Genomic DNA, 25,474 nt, shown 5'->3' with positions numbered 1-25,474 from the left:
TTCTACAGACCCCCAATTCCAAGTGGCCATGAACGATATTTCAGCTCCTGAGCAATACGATCTGCAAACCGCTGCCCTGAAGGTGCCGCCGCATTCCATCGAGGCCGAACAGGCCGTGCTCGGTGGCTTGATGCTGGACAACAACGCCTGGGAGCGCGTGCTGGATCAAGTCTCGGACGGTGATTTCTATCGGCATGACCACCGCTTGATCTTCCGCGCCATCGCCAAGCTGGCCGATCAGAACTCGCCGATCGACGTGGTAACCCTGGCCGAACAACTCGACAAGGAAGGCCAGACCTCCCAGGTCGGCGGCCTCGGTTACCTGGGTGAACTGGCGAAAAACACGCCGTCCGTCGCCAACATCAAGGCCTATGCCCAGATCGTTCGCCAGCGGGCCACTCTGCGTCAATTGATCGGTATCAGCACCGAAATCGCCGACAGTGCGTTCAACCCCGAAGGGCGTACCGCCGAAGAGATTCTGGATGAGGCCGAGCGCCAGATCTTCCAGATTGCTGAGGCACGCCCCAAGACCGGCGGCCCGGTAGGCGTCAACGAGCTGTTGACCAAGGCCATCGATCGCATCGACACCCTGTTCAATACCGATGCCGCCATTACCGGTATTTCCACCGGCTACACCGACCTCGACGAGAAAACCAGCGGCCTGCAACCGGCCGACTTGATCATCGTCGCCGGCCGTCCGTCCATGGGTAAGACCACCTTTGCGATGAACCTGGTGGAAAACGCCGTGTTACGCAGCGACAAGACCGTCCTGGTGTATTCCCTGGAGATGCCAGGCGAATCGCTGGTCATGCGGATGCTCTCGTCGCTGGGGCGTATCGACCAGACCAAGGTACGTTCCGGCCAGCTGGAAGATGACGATTGGCCACGCCTCACCTCGGCGGTCAATCTGCTCAACGATCGCAAGCTGTTCATCGACGACACCGCGGGCATCAGCCCCTCCGAGATGCGTGCGCGTACGCGGCGCCTGGTGCGTGAACACGGTGACATCGCCCTGATCATGATCGACTACCTGCAGTTGATGCAGATCCCAGGCTCCAGCGGCGACAACCGTACCAACGAGATTTCTGAAATCTCCCGGTCCTTGAAAGCCCTGGCCAAGGAATTCAACTGCCCGGTGGTGGCGCTGTCCCAGCTCAACCGCTCCCTGGAGCAACGTCCCAACAAGCGTCCGGTGAACTCCGACTTGCGCGAATCCGGAGCGATCGAGCAGGACGCCGACGTGATCATGTTCGTCTACCGCGACGAGGTGTATCACCCGGAAACCGAGCACAAGGGCATTGCCGAGATCATCATCGGCAAGCAGCGGAACGGTCCTATCGGATTTATCCGCCTGGCGTTTATCGGCAAATACACCCGCTTCGAGAACCTCGCGCCGGGTAGCTACAATTTCGACGACGACGAATAAGCCATCTGCTCAATTCCGACCGTTATCGTCGGAATTGGTCAAAATTTGTGCTATATTTCGCGCCCGCGATTTTTCATCGCAGTTTTTTCATCTCAACACCGGTCACCGTCATGCAAACAGCCAAGCCGTTATTTGACTATCCCAAGTACTGGGCCGAGTGTTTCGGTCCAGCGCCGTTCCTGCCGATGAGCAGGGAGGAGATGGATCAGCTTGGCTGGGATTCCTGCGACATCATCATCGTCACCGGTGATGCCTACGTTGACCATCCGTCGTTCGGCATGGCGATCATCGGCCGGCTGCTGGAGTCCCAGGGCTTTCGCGTCGGGATCATTGCCCAGCCGAACTGGCAGTCCAAAGACGACTTCATGAAGCTCGGCGAGCCGAACCTGTTCTTCGGCGTCGCGGCCGGCAACATGGACTCCATGATCAACCGCTACACCGCCGACAAGAAAATCCGCTCCGACGACGCCTACACCCCCGGCGGCATGGCCGGCAAGCGCCCGGACCGTGCAAGCCTGGTGTACAGCCAGCGTTGCAAGGAAGCCTACAAGCACGTGCCGATCGTGCTCGGCGGCATTGAGGCTTCCCTGCGCCGCATCGCCCACTACGACTACTGGCAGGACCGTGTGCGAAACTCGATCCTGATCGACGCCAGCGCCGATATCCTGCTGTACGGCAACGCCGAGCGGGCGATCGTCGAGGTTGCCCAGCGCCTGTCGTGGGGCCACAAGATCGAAGACATCACCGACGTACGCGGCACCGCATTCATACGCCGTGATACACCGGCGGGCTGGTACGAAGTGGACTCCACCCGTATCGACCGTCCGGGCAAGATCGACAAGATCATCAACCCGTATGTGAACACCCAGGACACCCAGGCCTGCGCCATCGAGCAGGAAAAGGGCCCGGTTGAAGATCCGACGGAGGCCAAGGTCGTGCAGATCCTGGCCAGCCCGAAGATGACCCGCGACAAGACCGTGATCCGCCTGCCCTCGGTGGAAAAGGTGCGCAACGACGCCGTGCTCTACGCCCACGCCAACCGCGTGCTGCACCTGGAGACCAACCCGGGCAACGCCCGCGCCCTGGTGCAGAAGCACGGTGAAGTGGACGTGTGGTTCAACCCGCCGCCCATCCCGATGACCACCGAAGAAATGGACTACGTGTTCGGCATGCCTTACGCACGTATCCCGCACCCGGCGTATGGCAAGGAAAAAATCCCGGCCTACGACATGATCCGTTTCTCGGTGAACATCATGCGTGGCTGCTTCGGCGGCTGCACGTTCTGCTCGATCACCGAGCACGAAGGTCGCATCATCCAGAACCGCTCCGAAGAGTCGATCATTCGCGAGATCGAAGAGATCCGCGACAAGGTTCCCGGCTTTACCGGAGTGATCTCCGACCTCGGCGGCCCGACCGCGAACATGTACCGCATCGCCTGCAAGAGCCCGGAAATCGAATCTGCGTGCCGCAAGCCATCGTGTGTGTTCCCGGGCATCTGCCCGAACCTGAACACCGACCATTCGTCGTTGATCCAGCTGTACCGCAGCGCCCGTGCATTGCCGGGTGTGAAGAAGATCCTGATCGCCTCCGGCCTGCGTTACGACCTGGCCGTCGAGTCGCCGGAGTACGTCAAGGAGTTGGTCACCCATCACGTCGGCGGCTACCTCAAGATCGCCCCGGAGCATACCGAGGAAGGTCCGCTCAACCAGATGATGAAGCCGGGCATTGGCAGCTATGACAAGTTCAAGCGCATGTTCGAGAAGTACACCAAGGAAGCGGGCAAGGAGCAGTACCTGATTCCTTACTTCATCGCGGCTCACCCCGGCACCACCGATGAAGACATGATGAACCTGGCCCTGTGGCTCAAGGGCAACGGCTTCCGCGCCGACCAGGTGCAGGCGTTCTACCCGTCACCGATGGCCACGGCCACGGCGATGTACCACTCGGGCAAGAACCCGCTGCGCAAGGTTACCTACAAGAGCGACGCGGTGACCATCGTCAAGAGCGAGGAGCAGCGCCGCCTGCACAAGGCGTTCCTGCGTTATCACGACCCGAAAGGCTGGCCGATGCTGCGTGAGGCATTGACCCGCATGGGCCGTGCCGACCTGATCGGGCCGGGCAAGGACCAACTGATCCCGCTGCATCAACCGGCTACCGACAGCTACCAGAGCGCCCGTCGCAAGAACTCGACACCGGCAGGCAGCCACAAGGTCGCCAAGGACACCACCACCAGGGTCCTGACCCAGCACACCGGCCTGCCACCGCGTGGCAGCGACGGCAGCAACCCGTGGGACAAGCGCGAGCAAGCCAAGGCCGCAGCCCAGGCGCGCAACAAGCAAGCCGCCAAGGAGCGCACCGATGCGGCCAAGGGCAAAGGCAAGAAGCCTGCCCGCAAGCCGGTCGTGCCGCGTTGATCGCAGCTTGAAACGCAAAACGCCAGCCTCGTGCTGGCGTTTTGCTTTCTAGGCGTTGGGTAGCCTGTTTGTTAAGGTGTCGCCCATTGAGCCGTCATCGGGGGCAAGCCCCCTCCCACATTGGATCGGGTTCACACATCAAAGGGTGGGAGGGGGGCTTGCCCCCGATAGCGTCAGTCCAGTCACCCCCCTCTTTTCAAGGAAGAACACCCATGGGCAACCCCCCTGGCCAGCATCGGCATGGACTTCAACCGCTCCCAGTTCATGGCCCGCCAGCGCATCGAAAGCCAGATCAACCTGCCGCGCCTGTTTGCGGCCATTGACGCCGACCCCGGCATTGTCGGCGCGGGTGTCGTGTACATCGACGCCGACTTTAATGTCGTGACCCTGCGTGAATTCAAGCCCATCTGCAGCATCAAGCCCAAGCGCGTCATTATCCGTGAGGCGCAGAAGTACATCGCGCCAGCTCAGTTTGTCGAGCAGGTGAAGACCGACCCGCGAGAAGAGCGCCTGAGGAAAGAGGTGTTCGACATGGGCTTGTCCTGCGGCGCCGCCGTGATCGGCTGGATTGTGGTGTTCAGCGGTAGCGTTGCGGTGCCGTTCACGGCGGGTGCCAGCGCTTTTGTGGTCGGCATTGGCGTGACGGCGGCGCTGGCCGGCAGTGCGCAATGTGGGTTCGGTGTAGCGCGCACCTACAACGAGATTCTTGACCCCGACGCTAACGATCGCTTGGACGATACCGAGTGGTACAACGCCGTTTCCCCCGTGCTCGATGCGGTCTCATTGGTGGGTATCGGGACCGGCGCGCTCACAACCGTGAAACTGCTCAAGGCCAACAAGGCCGCCGCGCTTGGCAAGAGTTGGTACCAGTTGCTCAAGGGCTTGAGCCGTCAGGAGCGTAAAAAGCTGACCAAGGAGCTGTTAAGCCTGCGCGATCCCAGCCTCACGCCCAAGTTGCTCAAGTTGCAGCAGCGCGCGGGCAAATTGACCAAGAGCTATACGTCCACCGAAATTCGTCACGCCACCCTCACCCAGATGAAGGATGCGCTGGGCGGCCTGCTGGGTATCGTGGGCAGCTATCGCAGCGGTAACGTGGGCACCGCCAGTACCCTGGCGATCGGCTTGTACGAGGACCTGACGGAATGAGCGGTTTTCCCGACATGGCGGCCTTCCTGCGCCGCTATTTTCCGGTTTTCATGGGCACGATCTTCATGGCGATCTTTTCCGGTTCGTCTGCTGTGTCCATGGCAGGGGTGACTTATTGGCGCGACGCTGATCCGGCGCTCAAGTCCAGCTACTCCGGGCTGCTGATCCTGCTGCTGGTAGTCGTGATCGTATTCAGCAACGTCATGATTGCGCGCGGACGCACCTGGGCCACTGGCCTGGTGGCGGTTTACCTGGGCGGCTGTCTGCTGTTTGTATTGCCGATGATTCAGTATCACCTTCATGCGCTGGCTTACGGCTCGGGAGTGTTTTTCCCGCTGATGGGGTTGTTATTGCTCAACAGCAAGCGCCACCGTGAAATGCGCCAGAAGCTGGTCGAGGTCCGTCACCTGCGTGAAACCATGATCGCTCAACGCAAAACCCATTGACTGGGTAGATTCGCCACCTGTCTTCGCAGGTTCGCCACAATTATGTGCGAGCCTCGCACCACGGCACTCACCTGGGCGCCGTTTTGGTGCTGTACTGCACCGGGTCCTACGATAAAGCGCAATGACCGCTGCTCTGGCATAAGTCTTGCGCGCTTTGTTTCCATGCCCTGGCTCGCAGGAGGCCGCCGTGTCGATTCATGTCGCGTTGCACCACGTCACCCATTACCGCTACGACCGTGCGGTAGAACTCGGCCCGCAGATCGTGCGTTTGCGTCCGGCGGCCCATAGCCGCACGCGGATACTGTCCTACGCGCTGAAAGTGCTGCCCGAGCAGCATTTCATCAATTGGCAGCAAGACCCCCAGGGCAATTACCTGGCACGGCTGGTGTTCCCGGAAAAAACTGACGAGCTGCGTATCGAAGTCGACCTGGTCGCCGAGATGGCAGTGTTCAACCCGTTCGACTTTTTCCTTGAGCCCTATGCCGAAAAAATCCCTTTCAGCTACGCCGCCGACGAGCAGCGCGAGTTGGCGCCATACCTGGAAACCCTGCCGCTGACGCCGACGTTTGCCGCCTACCTGGCCGGCATCGACCGTACGCCGCTGCCGGCGGTGGACTTCCTGGTGGCGCTCAATCAGCGGTTGGCTAGCGATATCGCTTACCTGATCCGTATGGAGCCCGGTGTGCAAACCCCGGAGTTCACCCTGGAAAACGCTTCCGGTTCGTGCCGCGACTCGGCCTGGCTGCTGGTGCAATTGCTGCGCAACCTCGGGCTGGCGGCACGATTTGTGTCCGGCTACCTGATCCAACTGACCGCCGACGTCAAAGCCCTCGACGGCCCGTCCGGCACCGACGTGGACTTCACCGACCTGCATGCTTGGTGCGAAGTGTATTTGCCCGGTGCAGGATGGATCGGCCTGGATGCCACTTCCGGGTTGTTCGCCGGTGAAGGTCATATTCCTTTGGCTTGTAGTCCCGACCCATCCTCTGCCGCGCCGATCAGTGGGCTGGTGGAACCGTGCGAGTGCGAATTCACCCATGAAATGTCGGTGGAGCGCATTTGGGAAGCGCCACGGGTGACCAAGCCCTACACCGAAGAGCAGTGGCTGGCGATCCAGGCGCTGGGCCGTCAGATCGACAGTGACCTGCTCAAGGATGACGTGCGCCTGACCATGGGCGGCGAGCCGACCTTTGTCTCCATCGACGACCCCGACGGTGCCGAGTGGAACACCGCCGCGCTGGGGCCGAATAAGCGGCGCCTGTCTGCCGAGCTGTTCCAGCGCATGCGCAAGCACTACGCGCCGACGGGGCTGGTGCACTTCGGGCAGGGCAAGTGGTACCCCGGCGAGCAACTGCCGCGCTGGTCGCTCAACTGTTACTGGCGCCGCGACGGGGTGCCGATCTGGCACAACCCTGCGCTGATCGCCGATGAACAGCAGGACTACGGCGCCGACGACGCGCTGGCCGGGCGCTTCCTGGCCAGCGTCGCCGAGCGCCTCAAGCTGCCTGCGCGTTTCGTGTTCCCGGCCTTCGAAGACAACTTCTACTACCTGTGGCGCGAGGGCGCGCTGCCGCAAAACGTCACCGCCCAGGATCCGCGCCTGAGCGATGAGCTGGAGCGCGAACGCCTGCGCAAAGTCTTCAGCCAGGGCCTGGATAAAGTCATCGGCCACGTGCTGCCGCTGGCGCGCACGGCGGCCAATGATCGTTGGCAGAGCGGGCGCTGGTACTTGCGCGATAACCACTGTCGGCTGGTGCCGGGGGACTCGCCGCTCGGCTACCGCCTGCCATTGGCGTCGCAACCATGGGTGAGCGCGGCGGAGTATCCCTTCGTGCATCCGGTTGACCCCAATCAGGATCAACCGGAGCTGCCGACGCCTGCGCAACTGAAGAGTCACGACGAGCCCGCGCCTGGCGACGAGCGCGTGCCCACAGTGGATGAGTCCGCCGATTGGCTGACCCGCACCGCGCTGTGTGCTGAAGCGCGGGGCGGGCGCCTGTACCTGTTCATGCCGCCGCTGGAGCGCGTCGAGGATTACCTGGAGCTGGTGGCCGCCATCGAAGCCACCGCCGAAGAGTTGCATTGCCCCGTACTGCTGGAAGGTTACGAGCCGCCGTTTGACATGCGCCTGAGCAACTTTCGCGTCACGCCGGACCCGGGTGTGATCGAGGTCAACGTGCAACCGTCCGCCACCTGGGACGAGTTGGTGGAGCGCACCGAATTCCTCTACGAAGAAGCGCGACAAACCCGCCTGACCACCGAAAAATTCATGATCGACGGGCGCCACACCGGCACCGGTGGCGGTAACCACTTTGTCATGGGCGGCGCAACGCCCAAGGATTCACCGTTCCTGCGCCGGCCGGATCTGCTGCGCAGCCTGATCAGCTACTGGCACAACCACCCTTCGCTGTCCTACCTGTTTTCCGGGTTGTTCATCGGCCCGACCTCCCAGGCACCGCGGGTCGACGAGGCGCGTAACGACGCGCTGTACGAGCTGGAAATCGCTTTCGCCCAAATGCCGGCGCCCGGCGAAGAGTGCCCGCCGTGGCTGGTCGATCGCCTGCTGCGCAACCTGTTGATCGACGTGACGGGTAACACCCACCGCGCGGAATTCTGCATCGACAAACTTTACTCGCCCGACGGTGCCACCGGCCGCCTGGGCCTGCTGGAGCTGCGCGCTTTTGAGATGCCGCCCCATGCGCGCATGAGCTTGACCCAGCAACTGCTGCTGCGCGCCTTGGCCGCGCGTTTCTGGCGCGAACCTTATGCGCCGCCGAAACTGGCGCGCTGGGGTACCGAGCTGCATGACCGTTTCCTGCTGCCGCACTTTATCGAGCAGGACTTTGCCGATGTGATCGTCGAGCTGAATGCCGCCGGTTATCCGCTGCGTGCCGAATGGTTTGCGGCGCATCTGGCGTTTCGTTTCCCCAAGGTCGGCGACTACGCGGTCGGTGGCATCGAGCTGGAACTGCGCCAGGCCCTCGAACCCTGGCACGTGCTGGGCGAAGAGGGCGCGGCGGGCGGTACGGTGCGCTATGTGGATTCGTCGCTGGAACGCCTGCAAGTGAAACTCACCGGGTTGGCGCCGCAACGCTACCTGCTGACCTGCAACGGTATTGCGGTGCCGCTGCAAGCCACCGGGCGTGTCGGTGAATTTGTCGCCGGCGTGCGTTACCGCGCCTGGCAACCGGCCAACTGCCTGCAACCGACCATCCCGGTGCATGCGCCGCTGGTGTTCGACCTGCTCGACACCTGGATGCAACGCTCCCTCGGCGGCTGCCAATACCATGTGGCCCACCCGGGAGGGCGGAATTACGACAGCTTGCCGGTGAACGCCAACGAAGCCGAGAGCCGGCGCATGGCGCGGTTTTTCCGTCTTGGCCATAGTCCGGGCAAGCTCCCTGTACCGCCGGTGGTCATCAACGATGAGTTACCGATGACCCTGGATTTGCGGCGTTTTCCCAATAAAAATGACTGACGCGGATCAACTATGAGCCGGCGCTTGTGTGGCGAGGGAGCTTGCTCCCGCTGGAGTGCGAAGCGCTCCCGGGATCTCCGGGGCCGCTACGCAGCCCAGCGTGAGCAAGCTCCCTCGCCACACAAACCCTGTCCACATTAGACTGCGGTGACTTTGACCCCCTTTGCCCTGCCGAGCGTTCCATGTCCGACTTGCTCGACCGTTACCCGCTGACTGCGGGCACTTATCACGAACTGCTGGATGACAGCGGTGCGGTGCGTGCCCATTGGCAGCGCCTGCTCGACCACTTGCAACGCAGTACGCCTGCGCAACTGGCCCAGCGTCAGGCCCTGTTGACCCGGCAGATCCAGGAAAACGGCGTGACCTACAACGTCTACGCCGACCCCAAGGGCGCCGACCGCCCGTGGGAACTGGATCTGCTGCCCCATGTGCTGGCTGCCGATGAATGGCAGCACCTCGCTGCGGGGATCGCCCAGCGTGCACGCCTGCTCAATGCCGTGCTGGCCGATCTCTACGGCCCGCAACGCTTGATCAAGGAAGGCTTGCTGCCGGCCGAGCTGGTGTTCGGGCATAACAACTTCCTATGGCCGTGCCAGGGTATCCAGCCGCCGCAGGGGACGTTCCTGCACCTGTATGCGGTGGACCTGGCGCGTACGCCGGATGGCCGCTGGTGGGTCACCGCCGACCGCACCCAGGCGCCGTCGGGTGCGGGTTATGCCTTGGAAAACCGCACTATCGTGTCGCGTGCGTTCCCGGACCTGTACCGCGATCTGCAAGTGCAGCACCTCACCGGTTTCTTCCGCACCCTGCAGGAAACCCTGGCTCGCCAGGCGCCTGGCGATGACCAGCCGCCGCTGATTGTGTTGCTCACGCCGGGGCGCTTCAACGAAAGTTATTTCGAACATCTCTACCTTGCGCGCCAGCTGGGTTACCCGCTGGTGGAGGGCGGTGATCTCACCGTGCGTGACAGCACGGTGTTCCTCAAAACCCTCAGTGGCCTGCGCCGGGTGCACGCCATCATGCGCCGGCTGGATGACGACTTCTGCGACCCGCTGGAATTGCGCACCGACTCGGCCCTCGGCGTGCCCGGCCTGCTGGATGCGGCGCGCCAGGGCAACGTATTGGTGGCCAATGCGTTGGGCAGCGGTGTGTTGGAGTCCCCGGGCCTGCTCGGCTTCTTGCCGAAGATCAACGAGTTTTTATTTGGCGAAGCATTGATCCTGCCGTCCATCGCCACCTGGTGGTGCGGCGAGGGGCCGGTGCTCGCAAAAGCCTTGGAGAAACTCCCGGAACTGTTGATCAAACCGGCGTTTCCTTCGCAAAGTTTCACCCCGGTCTTCGGGCGTGATTTGAACGACGAACAACGCGAGGCCCTGGCCGAACGCATGCGTGCGCGACCCTATGCGTATGTCGCCCAGGAGTTGGCGCAACTGTCCCAGGCTCCGGTGTGGCATACCGTGGATGACCACCTGCAACACCGCGCCATTGGCATGCGCGTCTACGCCGTGGCGAGTGAGGAAGGTTATCGCGTGCTGCCGGGCGGGCTGACCCGCGTGGCGGCCGAGGCGGATGCCGAAGTGGTGTCGATGCAGCGCGGTGGCGCGAGCAAAGACACCTGGGTGCTCGGCGAACGCGCCGCCGGGGGCGAGCATTGGCGCGCACAGCGTGCGATCGGTGTGCATGACCTGGTGCGCCGCGATCCTTATCTGCCGTCGCGGGTGGTGGAGAACCTGTTCTGGTTTGGTCGTTATTGCGAGCGCTGTGATAACAGCGCGCGCTGGCTGCGCATCGTGTTGGCGCGCTATGTCGACGGTGACGATCCGCAGGCGTTGCAGGCGGCGGTCGAGCTGGGTGACAGCCTGCACTTGTTGCCGGAGGAGGGCGAGTTGCCTGAACGCCTGTTGGCGGCCTTGCTGGGCGATGACTGGCCGTCGAGCCTGCGCGCCAATCTGCAGCGTTTGCAGTGGGCGGCGTCCCAGGTGCGCGGTAAGTTGTCGCGGGAAAACTGGCAGGCGTTGGTGGAGCTGCAACGCGAAGCGCTGGAGTTGGAAAGCGAAGTGCCGGACTTTGGCGAGCTGCTGGACTTCCTCAACCGTTTGGTGATGTCGCTGGCGGCGCTGTCCGGGTTTGCCCTGGACGATATGACCCGCGACGAAGGCTGGCGCTTCTTGATGATGGGGCGGCGCATCGAGCGCCTGCAATTTCTGAGCAGCAGCCTCGCGGCGTTCCTGCGCGGTATGGCGGTGTTCGATCAGGCGGGGCTGGAATGGTTGCTGGAGCTGGGTAACAGCAGCATCACCTATCGTTCTCGCTACCTGGCGGTGCCGCAATTGATTCCGGTGCTCGACTTGTTGCTGCTGGATGAGCAGAACCCCCATGCCGTGCTGTTCCAGCTCAAATTGGTGAGCCGTACCCTGCGCCGTCTCAACGATGACTTCGGGGTGCCACGGGAAACCGGCCTCGGGCCTCTGGTGGAGCGCCTGACGCGGTTTGACCTGGGCTGCCTGGAGAACCCGCTGTTCGGCGAGTCCAGCGTACGCGCCGCATTGGACGGCTTGGCCGACCTGCTGCAGGCGGTGGCCGATGAGAGTGGGCAGGTGTCGGATCGCCTGGCGTTGCGTCACTTTGCCCATGTGGATGATGTCAGCCAACAAACGGTGTCGGTGTGATGAGTGCGCGCTACCAGATTTTCCATGATACCCATTACCACTATGACAGCCCGGTGTCCCTGGCTCAGCAATTGGCACACTTGTGGCCCAGGCCCTGCGCCTGGCAGCGCTGCAGTTCGCAGCAACTGGATATCAGCCCGCAGCCGTCTTCGCGGCGGGATGAGCTGGACGTGTTCGGCAACCCAATCACCCGTCTCGCGTTCGAACGGCCTCATGACGAGCTGCTGGTGAATGCCGGGCTGACCGTAGAGGTGCTGGCGCGGCCGGCGCTGGACTTTGAGCAGTCACCCGCCTGGGATCAGACCCGTGACAGCCTGACCTACAGCAGCCAGCCGATGTCGGCGCCACTGATCGAAGCCTGCCGCTATCGCTTTGAATCGCCTTACGTGCACTTGAAGAAAACCTTCGTTGAGTTCTCCGAAAGCTGTTTCCCCCCAGGCATGCCGTTGCTGCTGGGGACGCAAGCGTTGATGGAGAAGATCTTCAGTGAGTTCACGTTCGATGCCGAAGCCACCCAGGTCGCCACGCCCCTGGTGGAAGTGCTGGAGCGCCGCCGCGGCGTCTGCCAGGACTTTGCCCACCTGATGCTCGCCTGCCTGCGCTCGCGGGGCCTGGCGGCGCGCTACATCAGCGGCTACCTGCTGACCCAGCCACCGCCGGGGCAGCCGCGTCTGATCGGCGCGGACGCGTCCCATGCCTGGGTTTCGGTGTATTGCCCGGTGTCGGGCTGGGTGGATTTCGATCCGACGAACAACGTGCAGCCGGCACTGGAGCACATCACCCTGGCCTGGGGCCGGGATTTCTCAGATGTATCGCCGTTGCGAGGGGTGATTCTGGGAGGGGGGAGCCATGACCCGGAGGTGCGGGTGACGGTGATGCCGCTGCAATGACCCTGGATTGTGGTGAGCCGGTCGGGCCTGCTCACCACAAAGCAATTTATTGCGCCGGATCCTTTGGTGTTTCAGCCTCGTCGTTCGTCTCTTCACCATCCACATCATGGTTCAGCGCGTTCGCTTCTCCTTCTGCGGCGGCTTTCTTGCGTTGCAGTTTTTCCTCTTTCTTCTGCTCCTTGGCCAAGTCTCTCTGACGTTTGGCGAAGGAGTAATTAGGTTTGGCCATGGGCGATCCTCTAGGGTCGAAGGTGAGGGTGGCGGCGCTCGGCTGCCTTGGGTTGCCATGGTAGCAGCTTAGCAGCGCGCTTGGCCTTCACTTACCGCAGGCGTAGGCCGCGAACAGGCCGTTGAACAGTTGATTGAGGTGCATGGCTCGGACTCCGTTGGGTGATGGGCCGATCATAGACAGGTCGTAGTACTTTGGCTGGTAGATTGTGTTGATACGGCTGATAGCCTAAAGTTGTATACAATCTGTTGATTCAGATCATAAGAATTCCTGCCTGCTTGAGGCACCCTTGTCGCAATCCGCGTTTTTTAAACCCTGCCTTGGAGATTCACATGTTTGCCAAACTCGTTGCTGTTTCCCTGCTGACTCTGGCGAGCGGCCAGTTGCTTGCTGCAGAGTGCAAGGTCACCGTCGACTCCACTGATCAAATGTCCTTTAACACCAAGGCCATTGAAATCGACAAAAGCTGCAAGACATTCACCGTCGAGCTGACCCACTCCGGCAGCTTGCCGAAAAACGTCATGGGCCATAACTGGGTGCTGAGTTCCGCTGCCGACATGCCAGGTATCGCCAGCGACGGCATGGCCGCCGGTCTCGACAAGAACTACCTGAAAGACGGCGACACCCGCATCATCGCCCACACCAAGATCATCGGTGCCGGCGAGAAAGACTCGGTGACCTTCGATGTGTCGAAGCTGGCAGCGGGTACCGACTATGCGTTCTTCTGCTCGTTCCCGGGCCACATCTCGATGATGAAAGGCACTGTGACCGTCAAGTAAGACCGCGTCATCGTTCATCGGGGGCAAGCCCCTCCCACAGGTTGGAATGCATTCCAAGTGTGGGAGGGGGCTTGCCCCCGATGACATTCTGCAAATCAACCCAACACTATCGAGTTCGCCTCAAGGCGCAAACGGCGTCACCCGCTTGTGCTCGGTCTTGCGATACGTATCGCAAATGATCTTGAACGCTTCCTCACGTACCGGCTCGCCGTGCAGGAACGCATCGATCTCGGCATAGGTCACGCCGTGGGACGCCTCGTCCGGCTTGCCCGGTGACAGGTCTTCCAGGTCGGCCGTCGGCACCTTCTCCACCAACGACTCCGGCGCGCCAAAGTGCCGCGCAATCGCTCGCACCTGATGCTTTACCAGCCCGCTCAGCGGCGCCAGGTCACAGGCCCCGTCACCGAACTTGGTGAAAAAGCCCATGACCGCTTCCGCCGCATGGTCAGTGCCGATTACCAGCCCACCCGTAGCCCCCGCGATGGTGTATTGCGCGACCATGCGCATGCGCGCCTTGGTGTTGCCCAGTACGAAATCGCGGGAGACCGCCGCCTTGCCTTCAAACGCCGCCACTTCATTGGCCAGGGACTTCACTGCCGGGCCGATGTTCACGGTGTGGCGCTCATCCGGCTCGATAAAGTCCACCGAAGCCTGGGCATCGTGTTCGTCGAACTGGGTTTCGTAAGGCAGGCGCACGGCGATAAAGCGGTAGGCTTCGTCACCGGTGGTGGCGCGCAGCTCCTTCATCGCGCGCTGGGCCAGGAGGCCCGCGGTCAGGGAATCGACGCCGCCGCTGATGCCCAGCACCAACGTCTTGAGCCCGGAATTGCGCAGGCAATCCTGGATAAAAGCCACGCGGCGAGCCACTTCGGCCTCAAGGGCGGCCGGGTCTTTGAACGGCGCTTGGACCTTGAGCTGCTGCGCAATCTCACGCTGTACGGCTTGCATGATTCACTCCTTGCTGGATAGGGCAGGTACTTTGAAAACGTGACGCAAATAGGCGACGAAATTCGGGTCGGTGCAATGGGTCTTGCCCGCCTCATCAGAGATCTTCGCCACCGGCTGGCCATTGCAGGCCGTCATTTTAAGCACGATGCTCATCGGCTCAACCCCTGGGATATCACAGGTCAGGTTGGTGCCGATGCCGAAGCTCACATTGATCCGACCGCGCAGCGCACGGAATATCTCCAGGGCCTTGGGCAGTGTCAGGCTGTCGGAGAACACCAGGGTCTTGCTCATCGGCTCGATACCGAGCTTATGGTAGTGGGCGATGGCTTTCTCGGCCCACTGCACGGGGTCGCCGGAATCGTGGCGCAGGCCGTCGAACAGCTTGGCGAAGTACAAATCGAAGTCGCCGAGGAACGCATCGGTGGTGATGCAATCGGTCAGGGCAATCCCCAGCAGGCCACGGTATTCGCGGACCCAGCAGTCGAGCGCGGCGATCTGGCTGTCGATCAGGCGCGGGCCGAGTTGCTGATGCGCCATGATCCACTCGTGGGCCATGGTGCCCAGGGGTTTCATGCCCAGCTCGCGGGCCAAGTGCACGTTGCTGGTGCCGACGAATCGCCCGGGGAAGTCATGCTTGAGCACATTGACCACTTCTTCCTGCACCCGGTACGAGAAGCGTCGACGCGTGCCGAAGTCGGCCACCTGCAACTCCGACAGCTCGTCGCTGCTGGCGTTGTCGGTGAGCCAGTCGAACTTGCGATACAGCTGCTCGCGGGCCTGTTCCAGGATCACGGTCTGGTAGCGGTAGCGGTTACGCACTTCGCTGACGATGGCCAGCATCGGCACTTCGAACAGGATCACGTGCAGCCACGGCCCGCGCAGGCGGATGAACAACTCGCCGTTCTCGATGCCGGTTTGCACGTAACGCAGGTTGAAGCGGAACAACCCGAGAAAACGCAGGAAGTCCGGTTTCATGAAACTGATGCGCTCCAGGAAACTCAGTTGGTCAGCGCTCAGGCTCAGTTCGGCGAGACGCTCGATCTGGTAGCGGATTTCCGCCAGGTACGGGCGCAGGTCTTCGCTGTTACGGCAACGGAATTCCCATTCAACTTCCACGTTGGGGTAGTTGTGCAGCACCGCCTGCATCATGGTCAGCTTGTAGAAGTCGGTGTCGAGCAGGTTCTGCACGATGCGATCGGCAAACACACTCTCGCTCATTATGGGAATCTCCAGACGGGGCGGCGAGGGGCGCCGGCCGTTACGCACGATTAAGGAATGGCGCTAGTGGCGCATAGACCCATGGGGTTTTGCCAGTGATTTTTTCGGGTGTGACGACTGGCCTCATCGGGAGCAAGCCCCCTCCCACAGGTTGGAATGCATGCCAAGTGTGGGAGGGGCCTTGCTCCCGATTGCGGTATCCCGGGTACTAAGCCACTTGCTCCATCATCCATTTCACGAATTCGCGCACCTTGGGCACCTCTGCCGAGTGCTCGGGATAGGCCAGGTAATACGCGTCCTGGCTTGGCATTGCATGCTGCCAGGGAATCACCAGCTTGCCCTCGGCCAGCTCTTCCTCCACCAGAAACCGTGGCAGCAGCGCCACGCCACAGCCCACCTGTGCCGCACGAATGCACATATAGAAGGTGTCGAAACGCGGCCCGTGGTAGCTGTGTTCGGTCTGGTAGCCTTGGCTTGCGAACCAGTCGTGCCAGCCTTGGGGGCGTGACGCGTTTTGCAGCAGTACCAGCTCGCTCAGTTGGGTCGGATCACTGAACGGCTTGGCCGGCAGGCTCTCCGGCGCGCACACCGGCACCAATTCCTCGCTGAACAGTTTCAGGCTCTCGGTGCCGGCGCGTGAGCCCTGGCCGAAGTAAAAGGCCATGTCCGCCTTGCCTTGCAGCAGTTCATCGGGGGCCTGCTCGTTGCACAGGTCGAGGTGGATCTGCGGGTGACGCAAACGCCAGCCCTTGAGGCGTGGCACCAGCCAGCGTGCGCCGAAGGTGTACGGCGTGGAGACACGCAACACCTCGGTCTCGCCGCCGTAGGAACGCAGGTAATGGGTGGACATCTCCACCTGCGTGAGGATCTTGCGCACTTCCACCAGGTACAGATCCCCTGCCGGCGTCATCTGCAGGCGGCGGCGTACTCGGCGGAACAGCAGGTGTTGCAGCAGTTCTTCCAGTTGCGCCACTTGCTTGCTCACCGCGCTCTGCGTGAGGTTCAACTCCTCGGCGGCGCGGGTGAAGCTCAAATGGCGGGTGGCGGCTTCGAAACACTGCAGGGCGGTGATCGAAGGCAAATGTCTTTTGTTCAGCACGGCACGCCTCGTCTGATGCTTTGCATGAATAAACGGAATGATATCTCGCCTAATCGTCGTTTGTTGGCAAGTCTTGGGCCAGCTACAAATAAGCTCTGGATCGCCGTGCTGGGCGCGGCGCGAATTTTCTGTCTGCAGATTGAAGGAGCGACCCATGGTTGCCGCATTGCTTGATCGCCTCGGGGTAGACCCGGCGTTGTACCAGTCGGGTAAACAACCCGTGCATTCGCCGATTGATGGCAGCCGTCTCGGCAGCGTGCATTGGGAAGGTGCCGCCGAGGTGGAGCAACAGGTCAGTCGCGCCGAGCATGCATTCGAAGCCTGGCGCAAGGTGCCGGCCCCGCGTCGTGGCGAGCTGGTGCGCCAGTTCGGCGACGTGCTGCGCGAATACAAGGCCGACCTGGGCGAACTGGTCTCCTGGGAAGCGGGCAAGATCACCCAGGAAGGCTTGGGTGAAGTACAGGAAATGATCGATATCTGCGATTTCGCCGTCGGCCTGTCCCGCCAGCTGTACGGCTTGACCATTGCCTCGGAGCGCCCCGGCCACCACATGCGTGAAACCTGGCACCCGCTGGGCGTGGTCGGAGTGATCAGCGCGTTCAACTTCCCGGTGGCGGTGTGGGCGTGGAACACGGCCCTGGCGTTGGTGTGCGGTAACGCGGTGATCTGGAAACCGTCGGAAAAGACCCCGCTCACCGCCCTGGCCTGCCAGGCGCTGTTCGAGCGCGTCCTGAAGCATTTCAACGATGCGCCGCCCTACCTGAGCCAAGTCATCATCGGTGGCCGCGATGCTGGCGCCGCGTTGGTGGATGACCCGCGCGTGGCTCTGATCAGCGCTACCGGCAGCACCCGCATGGGCCGCGAAGTGGCGCCCAAAGTCGCCGCACGCTTTGCCCGCAGCATTCTCGAACTGGGCGGCAACAACGCGATGATCCTCGGCCCGAGCGCCGACCTGGACATGGCCGTGCGCGCCATCCTGTTCAGTGCGGTCGGCACCGCCGGCCAGCGTTGCACCACCTTGCGCCGCCTGATCGCCCATGAGTCGGTCAAGGAAGAAATCGTCACCCGCCTCAAGGCTGCCTATGCCAAAGTGCGCATCGGCCACCCGCTGGAAGGCAACCTGATCGGCCCGCTGATTGATAAACACAGCTTTGAAAATATGCAGGACGCGCTCGAGCAGGCCCTGAGCGAGGGCGGCAAGGTGTTCGGCGGCAAGCGTCAGTTGGAGGACAAGTTCCCCAACGCCTATTACGTATCGCCTGCCATCGTGGAAATGCCCGAGCAGAGCGACGTGGTGTGCAGCGAAACCTTTGCGCCGATCCTGTACGTGATCGGCTACAGCGACTTCAACGAGGCCCTGCGCCTGAACAACGCCGTGCCGCAAGGGTTGTCGTCGTGCATCTTCACCACGGATGTGCGTGAAGCCGAACAGTTCATGTCGGCGGTGGGCAGTGATTGCGGGATCGCCAACGTCAACATCGGCCCGAGCGGCGCGGAAATCGGCGGCGCGTTTGGCGGTGAGAAAGAAACCGGCGGCGGGCGTGAGTCGGGTTCGGATGCGTGGCGCGGCTATATGCGTCGCCAGACCAACACCGTGAACTACTCGCTGGAATTGCCGTTGGCACAGGGCATCACCTTCGACTGATGATGATCGTTCCCACGCTCCGCGTGGGAATGCATCCTGTGACGCTCCGCGTCACGACCTGAAGCGGGCGCGCAGCGCCCAGGGCTACATTCCCACGCAGAGCGTGGGAACGAGCGGTGGTGAATTCATCCCGGAGTCTGGCAATGGCACTACGCGAAACATGTTTATGGGAATACCTCACCCCCGGCCGGCCGGATCGTGCCGCGCTCAAGGGCGAGGTCAAGGTGGATGTGTGTGTGATCGGCGCCGGCATCACTGGTTTGTCGGCCGCCATTCACTTGCTGGAACAGGGTAAGAGCGTTGCCGTGCTGGAGGCCCATCGCACCGGCCATGGTGGTTCGGGGCGTAACGTCGGGCTGGTCAACGCCGGTTTGTGGATTCCTCCGGACGAAATCGAAGCCGGTTTCGGCGAAGCGGTGGGCAGCCAGCTCAACCGCATGCTGGGCGCAGCACCGTCCCTGGTGTTCAGCCTGGTCGACAAATACAACATCGATTGCCAATTGCGCCGCGAGGGCACCTTGCACATGGCGCACAACGCGCGTGGCGAGGCGGATTTGCGCAGTCGTGAAGAACAATGGAAGCGCCGTGGCGCGCCGGTTGAGCTGCTCACCGGGCAGGCGTGCGAGCGCGCCACGGGCACCCGCAAGATTGCCGCCGCGCTGCTGGATCGGCGTGCCGGCACCTTGAATCCAATGGCCTATACCACCGGATTGGCGAATGCCGCGGTTGGCCTGGGTGGGCAGTTGTTCGACCATTCGCCGGTCACCCAGCTCGAGCGCCAAGGTTCACACTGGTCGGTACAGACCGCGCAGGGCTCTGTGCAGGCTGCACAGGTGGTGATCGCTTCCAATGCCTACACCGAAGGTGAGTGGACTGAGCTGCGGCGCAATTTTTTCCCCGGCTACTACTATCAGGTCGCCTCCGCGCCGCTGACCGATGCTGCTGCCGAGCAGATTCTGCCCGGTGGGCAAGGTTCATGGGACACCCGCCAGGTGTTGAGCAGTATCCGCCGCGACGCCGACGGCCGCCTGTTGCTCGGCAGCCTGGGCAACGGCAATCAGAAGCCGGCGTGGTTCCTCAAGGCGTGGGCCGATCGGGTGCAGCAGCATTACTTCCCGTACCTCAAATCGGTGCAGTGGGAATACACCTGGACTGGCTGTATTGCCTTCACCCCGGACCATTTGATGCGCCTGTTCGAGCCTGCGCCGGGCCTGGTGGCCGTCACGGGTTATAACGGGCGTGGTGTGACCACCGGTAGCGTGGTCGGCAAGGCGTTCGCCGACTATTTATGTCACCAGGATCCCCAGGCGTTGCCGATTCCCTTTGCGCCGATGCAGCCGTTGGTCGGGGTGGGCCTGCGCAGTTGCCTGTATGAAGCCGGATTCTCGCTGTATCACGCGGGGCAGTGCCTGCGGATCGTGATCTGATCGGCGAGATACCTGTCAAAAGCCTGCATTTTCTTAGCCGGCTACTAATCTGTATTGGTGCAAGTCGTAGCAATCGCGCACTGTAAATGTGCAGTTCCGTTACGCACGTTGTTACAGGTGTAGGAACTGTCGTTTATCCGTCTGGTTGCAGGTGCGACCTGCTCGGGTTGTACTTTTTGCGGTGAAAGGTTGCACCTCCTGACGCTAGACGGTTGCACGTCCTGGCGAAAGGCGGCGAAACACCCGTGATAACAATGACACCGTGTCTTTTTGAAGAATAAAAACGTAATGGCACGCGCCTTGCTCTGGGCTTTCAGTGGAAAGTTTGAATGCAAGTTGTCGTGCCAAAAATCAAAAATATCGGAGCACCACTCATGTCCCAGACGTTTTACAAGAAAGGTTTCCTGGCTCTCGCCGTCGCAGCGGCGCTGGGTGTTTCTACGTTTGTTCAAGCTGATGTGAAGATTGGCGTGGCCGGCCCGATGACGGGTGCCAACGCAGCTTTCGGTGAGCAGTACATGAAGGGTGCCCAAGCGGCGGCCGATGTGATCAACAAGGCGGGCGGTATCAACGGCGAACAGATCAAGCTGGTCGCCGGTGACGACGCCTGTGAGCCCAAGCAGGCCGTGGCCGTGGCCAACCGCCTGGCGGACCAGGACAAAGTGATCGGCGTGGTCGGGCACTTCTGCTCGTCCAACACCATCCCGGCCTCCGAGGTCTACGACGAAGCGGGCATCATCGCGATCACCCCAGGCTCCACCAACCCACAAGTGACCGAACGCGGCCTGGGCGCCATGTTCCGCATGTGCGGGCGGGACGACCAGCAAGGTATCGTCGCCGGCGACTACATCGTCGACGTGCTCAAGGGCAAGAAAGTCGCAGTCATCAACGACAAGGACACCTACGGCAAGGGCCTGGCCGACGCTACCTCCGCCCAGTTGACCAAGCGCGGCGTGAAGCCTGTGCTGGAAGAGGGCCTGACCCGTGGCGAGAAAGACTTCAGCGCCCTGGTGACCAAGATCCGCTCCCTGGACGCCGACGTTGTGTACTTCGGCGGCCTGCACCCGGAAGCCGGTCCTTTGGTTCGTCAGATTCGTGAAGCGGGCCTCAAAGCCAAGTTCATGTCCGATGACGGCGTAGTGACCGACGAACTGGCGAAAACAGCCGGTGGCAACCAGTACGTAGACGGCGTGCTCATGACATTCGGCGCCGATCCGCGCTTGCTGCCTGACAGCAAGGCCGTGGTGGATGAGTTCCGTAAGGCCGGTTACGAGCCTGAAGGCTACACCCTGTACGCCTATGCCTCGATCCAGGCCCTGGCCGCCGGTTTCAACGGTGCCAAGTCCAACAAGGGCGAAGACGCCGCCAAGTGGCTCAAGGCTCACCCGGTGAAAACCGTCATGGGCGAAAAAGCCTGGGATGCCAAGGGCGACCTGAAGGTCTCCGACTACGTGGTTTACGAGTGGGATAAAGACGGCAAATACCACCAGCTGGAAAAACAGAAGTAAGCATTAGCACCACAGCTCCAATGTGGGAGGGGGCTTGCTCCCGATCGCGGTGTGTCAGTCAGCCTGTTCAAACCTGATCCACCGCCATCGGGAGCAAGCCCCTCTCACAGGGGAGTGGTGTTGTCATCAAGATCTGTCTTTTCCTCCAGAAGTGCCGCACACCCACCGGTGTGCAGGTGCTCACCGCGTGAGATTGCGTTATGGATGGTATTTTCCTGCAGCAACTGGTCAACGGCCTGACCCTCGGGTCGGTCTATGGCCTGATCGCCATCGGCTACACAATGGTCTATGGCATCATTGGCATGATCAACTTCGCCCACGGCGAGGTTTATATGATTTCCGCTTACCTCGCGGCGATCAGTCTGGCACTGCTGGCTTACTTCGGCATCGAATCCTTTCCGCTGCTCATTCTCGGCACCTTGATCTTCACCGTGGTCGTCACCGGCGTGTACGGTTGGGTCATCGAGCGTGTCGCCTACAAACCCCTGCGTAACTCCACCCGCCTGGCACCGCTGATCAGCGCTATCGGCATCTCCCTGATCCTGCAGAACTACGCGCAGATCGCCCAGGGCGCCAAGCAACAAGGTATTCCCACCCTGCTGGCCGGGGCCTGGCGTGTCGACATCGGCAGCGGGTTCGTCCAGCTCACGTACACCAAGGTCTTCATCCTGGTCGCCGCCTTCGCGGGCATGGCCCTGCTGACCTATGTGATCAAGTACACCAAGCTCGGCCGCATGTGCCGCGCCACCCAGCAAGACCGCAAGATGGCCTCGATCCTGGGCATCAACACCGACCGGGTGATCTCCTACGTGTTCGTCATCGGCGCCGCCATGGCCGCGCTGGCCGGCGTGCTGATCACGCTCAATTACGGCACCTTCGACTTCTATGCCGGCTTCATCATCGGCATCAAGGCGTTCACCGCAGCGGTACTCGGCGGCATCGGCTCCCTGCCTGGGGCGATGCTGGGCGGGATCATCCTCGGTATCTCCGAGTCGTTGTTCTCGGGGTTGATCAACTCTGACTACAAAGACGTGTTCAGTTTCTCCCTGCTGGTGGTGATTCTGATTTTCCGTCCTCAGGGCCTGCTTGGTCGCCCACTTGTGGCGAAGGTGTAAACATGTCTGCTGCCAAATCTATCGATATCAAGAAAAGCGTGGTCGATACGGTCCTTGCCGGGCTGATTGCGCTGGTTGTGTTCGGCCCCATCGTCGGCGTGGTCCTCGACGGCTACAGCTTCAACCTGGAACCGGCTCGCGTGGGCTTGCTGGTCGCCATTGTGATGGTCGGCCGCTTCGCCATGAGCCTGTTCCTGCAAACCTCCAAGGGCCTGAAGATTCTGCAGGGCTTCGAGACCAGTGGTTCCGGCGTGCACGTGCTGGCGCCGGACTACAAGTCGCGGCTGCGCTGGATCATCCCGGCGCTGATCGTGATTGCCATCGTGTTCCCGATCTTCGCCAACAAATACCTGCTGACCGTGGTGATCCTCGGGCTGATCTACGTATTGCTGGGCCTGGGCCTCAACATCGTGGTGGGCCTGGCCGGTCTGCTCGACCTGGGTTACGTGGCGTTCTACGCCATCGGTGCCTATGGCTTGGCGCTGGGTTATCAATACCTGGGGCTGGGGTTCTGGTCGGTGCTGCCACTGGCGGCTATCGCGGCGGCATTAGCGGGGTGCATTCTCGGCTTCCCGGTGTTGCGAATGCACGGCGATTACCTGGCCATCGTGACCCTGGGCTTCGGTGAAATCATCCGCCTGGTGCTGAACAACTGGCTGTCGTTCACCGGTGGCCCGAACGGCATGCCGGTGCCATCACCGACCTTCCTCGGCCTGGAGTTCGGCCGCAAGGCGAAGGACGGCGGGGTTCCGTTTCACGAGTTTTTCGGTATCGATTACAACGCCAACATCAAGTTCATGTTCATCTACATCGTGCTGTTCCTGGTGGTGCTGGCCGTGCTGTACATCAAGCACCGCCTGACCCGCATGCCGGTCGGTCGCGCCTGGGAAGCCTTGCGCGAAGACGAGATCGCCTGCCGCTCCATGGGCCTGAACCACGTACTGGTCAAGCTCTCGGCGTTCACCATCGGTGCCTCCACGGCCGGTTTGGCCGGGGTGTTCTTTGCCAGCTACCAGGGTTTCGTCAACCCGTCGTCGTTCACCTTCTTCGAGTCGGCGCTGATCCTGGCCATCGTGGTCTTGGGCGGCATGGGCTCGACGGTGGGCGTGGTCATTGCGGCGTTCGTGCTGACGGTCGCGCCGGAGTTGCTGCGTAGCTTCTCCGAATACCGCGTGCTGCTGTTTGGCGTGTTGATGGTGGTGATGATGATCTGGCGGCCACGCGGCTTGATTCGGATCAGCCGCACGGGTGTGACGCCACGCAAGGGGGTCGCACCATGAGCAAGGAAATCGTGCTGTCCGTGGAAAACCTGATGATGCACTTCGGTGGCATCAAGGCCTTGAGCGATGTGAGTCTCAAGGTCGAACGCAACTCGATCTTCGCCCTGATCGGCCCCAATGGTGCGGGCAAGACCACGGTGTTCAACTGCCTCACTGGCTTTTATAAAGCCAGCGGCGGCAAGATCGAACTCAACGTGCGTGGCAAGCAGACCAACGTCATCCAGTTGCTCGGCGAGCGCTTCCAGCCTGTCGACTTCGTATCGCCGAAAAGCTTCTTCAGCCGGGTGTACTACAAGATGTTCGGTGGCACCCACCTGGTGAACCGCGCAGGTTTGGCGCGGACTTTCCAGAACATTCGTCTGTTCAAGGAAATGTCGGTGGTGGAAAACCTGCTGGTGGCCCAGCACATGTGGGTCAACCGCAACATGCTCGCGGGCATCCTCAACACCAAGGGCTACCGCAAGGCCGAAAGCGACGCGTTGGACCATGCGTTCTACTGGCTTGAAGTGGTGGACCTGGTGGACTGCGCCAACCGCCTGGCCGGCGAACTTTCCTATGGCCAGCAGCGCCGCCTGGAAATCGCCCGCGCCATGTGCACACGGCCGCAGATCATCTGCCTGGACGAACCGGCAGCCGGCCTCAACCCCCAGGAAACCGAAGCCCTCAGCGCGATGATTCGCCTGCTGCGCGACGAACACGACCTCACGGTGGTGCTGATCGAACACGACATGGGCATGGTGATGAGCATTTCCGACCACATCGTGGTGCTCGACCACGGTAACGTGATTGCCGAAGGTGGGCCGGACGCGATCCGCAACGACCCGAAAGTGATTGCCGCCTACCTGGGCGCCGACGAGGAGGAACTGGCATGAGCGCACCCATCCTCGAAATGAAGGACCTGGACGTCTACTACGGCCCGATCCAGGCCCTCAAGAAAGTCTCGCTGCACATCAACGAAGGCGAAACCGTGAGCCTGATCGGCTCCAACGGTGCGGGTAAATCCACACTGCTGATGTCGATCTTCGGCCAGCCACGGGCCGAGTCGGGGCAGATTCTTTATAGCGGCGTCGACATTACCCACAAGTCCTCGCACTACATTGCCTCCAACGGCATCGCGCAGTCGCCGGAAGGGCGGCGAGTATTCCCCGACATGACCGTCGAGGAAAACTTGCTGATGGGCACTATCCCGATTGGCGACAAGTACGCGCAGGAAGATATGCAGCGCATGTTCGAGCTGTTCCCGCGACTCAAGGAGCGCCGTAACCAGCGCGCCATGACCATGTCGGGTGGTGAACAACAAATGCTCGCCATCGCCCGCGCCCTGATGAGCCGGCCCAAGCTGTTGCTGCTCGACGAGCCGAGCCTGGGCCTGGCGCCGATTGTGGTGAAGCAGATCTTCTCCACCCTGCGCGAGCTGGCGTCCACCGGGATGACCATCTTCCTGGTGGAGCAGAACGCCAACCATGCGTTGCGCCTGTCGGACCGCGCCTATGTGATGGTCAATGGGGAGATTCGCCTCACAGGTACCGGTAAAGAGCTGTTGGTGAACGAGGAAGTGCGCAACGCCTACCTGGGCGGGCACTGATCCCCGTCATCTGATCGTTCCCACGCTCCGCGTGGGAGCGCCTCTTGTGACGCTCTGCGTCACGCTTTGGACGCGGAGCGTCTTCGGATGCATTGCCACGCAGAGCGTGGGAACGATCAGGTGTCCACAGGCACTCGACCAAATTGTGGAAAACAAATCCAGCCACCTCCCA

19 protein-coding genes are annotated in these 25,474 nt (G+C 61.7%); 15 read left to right on the top strand and 4 right to left on the bottom strand.

Annotated elements, in window-relative coordinates:
- Positions 1 to 28: 28 nt before the first annotated feature.
- From dnaB to MJP36_RS27315, 7 genes are all read left to right on the top strand, one after another.
- Positions 29 to 1,426, top strand: a complete 1,398-nt coding sequence (dnaB, locus tag MJP36_RS27345; protein ID WP_060755095.1) for a replicative DNA helicase — start codon at positions 29 to 31, stop codon at positions 1,424 to 1,426.
- Positions 1,427 to 1,536: 110 nt separating this feature from the next.
- Positions 1,537 to 3,840 (top strand): YgiQ family radical SAM protein, encoded by a 2,304-nt coding sequence (locus MJP36_RS27340; protein WP_060755094.1) that lies wholly within the window; start codon positions 1,537 to 1,539, stop codon positions 3,838 to 3,840.
- Between the two features lie 240 nt (positions 3,841 to 4,080).
- Positions 4,081 to 4,986 (top strand): Ssp4 family T6SS effector, encoded by a 906-nt coding sequence (locus MJP36_RS27335; RefSeq protein WP_244384519.1) that lies wholly within the window; start codon positions 4,081 to 4,083, stop codon positions 4,984 to 4,986.
- A complete protein-coding gene (locus tag MJP36_RS27330) occupies positions 4,983 to 5,432 on the top strand; it encodes a hypothetical protein (RefSeq protein ID WP_060755092.1) in 450 nt (149 codons plus the stop codon). The genes MJP36_RS27335 and MJP36_RS27330 overlap by 4 nt, the downstream gene beginning before the upstream one ends.
- A gap of 187 nt (positions 5,433 to 5,619) precedes the next feature.
- Positions 5,620 to 8,910 carry a transglutaminase family protein gene (locus tag MJP36_RS27325; protein ID WP_244384518.1) on the top strand — a complete coding sequence of 1,097 codons (3,291 nt, stop codon included), beginning with the start codon at positions 5,620 to 5,622 and terminating at the stop codon, positions 8,908 to 8,910.
- Positions 8,911 to 9,092: 182 nt separating this feature from the next.
- Positions 9,093 to 11,579, top strand: a complete 2,487-nt coding sequence (locus MJP36_RS27320; RefSeq protein WP_104995363.1) for a circularly permuted type 2 ATP-grasp protein — start codon at positions 9,093 to 9,095, stop codon at positions 11,577 to 11,579.
- The gene (locus MJP36_RS27315) at positions 11,579 to 12,469 is read left to right on the top strand and encodes a transglutaminase family protein (protein ID WP_060755089.1); all 891 of its coding nucleotides are present in this window, start codon (positions 11,579 to 11,581) and stop codon (positions 12,467 to 12,469) included. The genes MJP36_RS27320 and MJP36_RS27315 overlap by 1 nt, the downstream gene beginning before the upstream one ends.
- 46 nt (positions 12,470 to 12,515) lie before the next feature.
- Here MJP36_RS27315 and MJP36_RS27310 read toward each other — a convergent pair whose 3' ends face one another.
- On the bottom strand, positions 12,516 to 12,698 hold the full coding sequence (locus tag MJP36_RS27310; RefSeq protein WP_060755088.1) for a hypothetical protein: 183 nt from the start codon (positions 12,696 to 12,698) through the stop codon (positions 12,516 to 12,518).
- Between the two features lie 332 nt (positions 12,699 to 13,030).
- Between MJP36_RS27310 and azu the strand changes: the two genes are divergently transcribed.
- Positions 13,031 to 13,477, top strand: coding sequence for an azurin (gene azu / locus MJP36_RS27305; protein WP_060755087.1), 447 nt, complete (start codon positions 13,031 to 13,033; stop codon positions 13,475 to 13,477).
- 120 nt (positions 13,478 to 13,597) lie between these two features.
- Here azu and nadE read toward each other — a convergent pair whose 3' ends face one another.
- The 3 genes from nadE to MJP36_RS27290 form a co-directional block, all read right to left on the bottom strand.
- On the bottom strand, positions 13,598 to 14,425 hold the full coding sequence (gene nadE / locus MJP36_RS27300) for an ammonia-dependent NAD(+) synthetase (protein WP_244384517.1): 828 nt from the start codon (positions 14,423 to 14,425) through the stop codon (positions 13,598 to 13,600).
- Between the two features lie 3 nt (positions 14,426 to 14,428).
- Positions 14,429 to 15,643 carry a nicotinate phosphoribosyltransferase gene (gene pncB, locus MJP36_RS27295; RefSeq protein WP_060755085.1) on the bottom strand — a complete coding sequence of 405 codons (1,215 nt, stop codon included), beginning with the start codon at positions 15,641 to 15,643 and terminating at the stop codon, positions 14,429 to 14,431.
- Between the two features lie 208 nt (positions 15,644 to 15,851).
- Complete coding sequence (locus tag MJP36_RS27290; protein ID WP_060755084.1) at positions 15,852 to 16,742, bottom strand: LysR family transcriptional regulator; 891 nt, start codon at positions 16,740 to 16,742, stop codon at positions 15,852 to 15,854.
- 154 nt (positions 16,743 to 16,896) lie between these two features.
- Here MJP36_RS27290 and amaB point away from each other — a divergent pair, with 154 nt between their 5' ends.
- From amaB to MJP36_RS27255, 7 genes are all read left to right on the top strand, one after another.
- Positions 16,897 to 18,387 carry an L-piperidine-6-carboxylate dehydrogenase gene (amaB, locus tag MJP36_RS27285; RefSeq protein ID WP_244384516.1) on the top strand — a complete coding sequence of 497 codons (1,491 nt, stop codon included), beginning with the start codon at positions 16,897 to 16,899 and terminating at the stop codon, positions 18,385 to 18,387.
- 143 nt (positions 18,388 to 18,530) lie between these two features.
- Positions 18,531 to 19,814 (top strand): L-pipecolate oxidase, encoded by a 1,284-nt coding sequence (gene amaA / locus MJP36_RS27280; RefSeq protein ID WP_060755082.1) that lies wholly within the window; start codon positions 18,531 to 18,533, stop codon positions 19,812 to 19,814.
- 374 nt (positions 19,815 to 20,188) lie between these two features.
- Positions 20,189 to 21,322, top strand: coding sequence for a branched-chain amino acid ABC transporter substrate-binding protein (locus MJP36_RS27275; RefSeq protein WP_161547778.1), 1,134 nt, complete (start codon positions 20,189 to 20,191; stop codon positions 21,320 to 21,322).
- Between the two features lie 200 nt (positions 21,323 to 21,522).
- Positions 21,523 to 22,437 (top strand): ABC transporter permease subunit, encoded by a 915-nt coding sequence (locus MJP36_RS27270; RefSeq protein WP_010213575.1) that lies wholly within the window; start codon positions 21,523 to 21,525, stop codon positions 22,435 to 22,437.
- A gap of 2 nt (positions 22,438 to 22,439) precedes the next feature.
- The gene (livM, locus tag MJP36_RS27265; RefSeq protein ID WP_060755081.1) at positions 22,440 to 23,717 is read left to right on the top strand and encodes a high-affinity branched-chain amino acid ABC transporter permease LivM; all 1,278 of its coding nucleotides are present in this window, start codon (positions 22,440 to 22,442) and stop codon (positions 23,715 to 23,717) included.
- Positions 23,714 to 24,589 (top strand): ABC transporter ATP-binding protein, encoded by an 876-nt coding sequence (locus MJP36_RS27260; RefSeq protein ID WP_060755080.1) that lies wholly within the window; start codon positions 23,714 to 23,716, stop codon positions 24,587 to 24,589. Before livM ends, MJP36_RS27260 begins: the two co-directional genes overlap by 4 nt.
- Positions 24,586 to 25,302 (top strand): ABC transporter ATP-binding protein, encoded by a 717-nt coding sequence (locus tag MJP36_RS27255; protein ID WP_060755079.1) that lies wholly within the window; start codon positions 24,586 to 24,588, stop codon positions 25,300 to 25,302. The genes MJP36_RS27260 and MJP36_RS27255 overlap by 4 nt, the downstream gene beginning before the upstream one ends.
- The last annotated feature ends 172 nt before the right edge of the window (positions 25,303 to 25,474 follow it).

Source organism: Pseudomonas palleroniana (assembly GCF_022836895.1).
GTDB classification, from domain to species: Bacteria; Pseudomonadota; Gammaproteobacteria; order Pseudomonadales; family Pseudomonadaceae; genus Aquipseudomonas; species Aquipseudomonas palleroniana.
Note: the sequence above shows the minus strand (reverse complement) of the source record. Positions and strands in the feature narration are given on the sequence as shown.

Excerpts from the sequence above, each read along its gene's own strand:
- dnaB (WP_060755095.1), top strand. The coding sequence starts at position 29 with ATGAACGATATTTCAGCTCCTGAGCAATACGATCTGCAAACCGCTGCC.
- MJP36_RS27340 (WP_060755094.1), top strand. The coding sequence starts at position 1,537 with ATGCAAACAGCCAAGCCGTTATTTGACTATCCCAAGTACTGGGCCGAG.
- MJP36_RS27335 (WP_244384519.1), top strand. The coding sequence starts at position 4,081 with ATGGACTTCAACCGCTCCCAGTTCATGGCCCGCCAGCGCATCGAAAGC.
- MJP36_RS27330 (WP_060755092.1), top strand. The coding sequence starts at position 4,983 with ATGAGCGGTTTTCCCGACATGGCGGCCTTCCTGCGCCGCTATTTTCCG.
- MJP36_RS27320 (WP_104995363.1), top strand. The coding sequence starts at position 9,093 with ATGTCCGACTTGCTCGACCGTTACCCGCTGACTGCGGGCACTTATCAC.
- MJP36_RS27315 (WP_060755089.1), top strand. The coding sequence starts at position 11,579 with ATGAGTGCGCGCTACCAGATTTTCCATGATACCCATTACCACTATGAC.
- MJP36_RS27310 (WP_060755088.1), bottom strand. The coding sequence starts at position 12,698 with ATGGCCAAACCTAATTACTCCTTCGCCAAACGTCAGAGAGACTTGGCC.
- azu (WP_060755087.1), top strand. The coding sequence starts at position 13,031 with ATGTTTGCCAAACTCGTTGCTGTTTCCCTGCTGACTCTGGCGAGCGGC.
- nadE (WP_244384517.1), bottom strand. The coding sequence starts at position 14,425 with ATGCAAGCCGTACAGCGTGAGATTGCGCAGCAGCTCAAGGTCCAAGCG.
- pncB (WP_060755085.1), bottom strand. The coding sequence starts at position 15,643 with ATGAGCGAGAGTGTGTTTGCCGATCGCATCGTGCAGAACCTGCTCGAC.
- amaB (WP_244384516.1), top strand. The coding sequence starts at position 16,897 with ATGGTTGCCGCATTGCTTGATCGCCTCGGGGTAGACCCGGCGTTGTAC.
- amaA (WP_060755082.1), top strand. The coding sequence starts at position 18,531 with ATGGCACTACGCGAAACATGTTTATGGGAATACCTCACCCCCGGCCGG.
- MJP36_RS27275 (WP_161547778.1), top strand. The coding sequence starts at position 20,189 with ATGTCCCAGACGTTTTACAAGAAAGGTTTCCTGGCTCTCGCCGTCGCA.
- MJP36_RS27270 (WP_010213575.1), top strand. The coding sequence starts at position 21,523 with ATGGATGGTATTTTCCTGCAGCAACTGGTCAACGGCCTGACCCTCGGG.
- livM (WP_060755081.1), top strand. The coding sequence starts at position 22,440 with ATGTCTGCTGCCAAATCTATCGATATCAAGAAAAGCGTGGTCGATACG.
- MJP36_RS27260 (WP_060755080.1), top strand. The coding sequence starts at position 23,714 with ATGAGCAAGGAAATCGTGCTGTCCGTGGAAAACCTGATGATGCACTTC.
- MJP36_RS27255 (WP_060755079.1), top strand. The coding sequence starts at position 24,586 with ATGAGCGCACCCATCCTCGAAATGAAGGACCTGGACGTCTACTACGGC.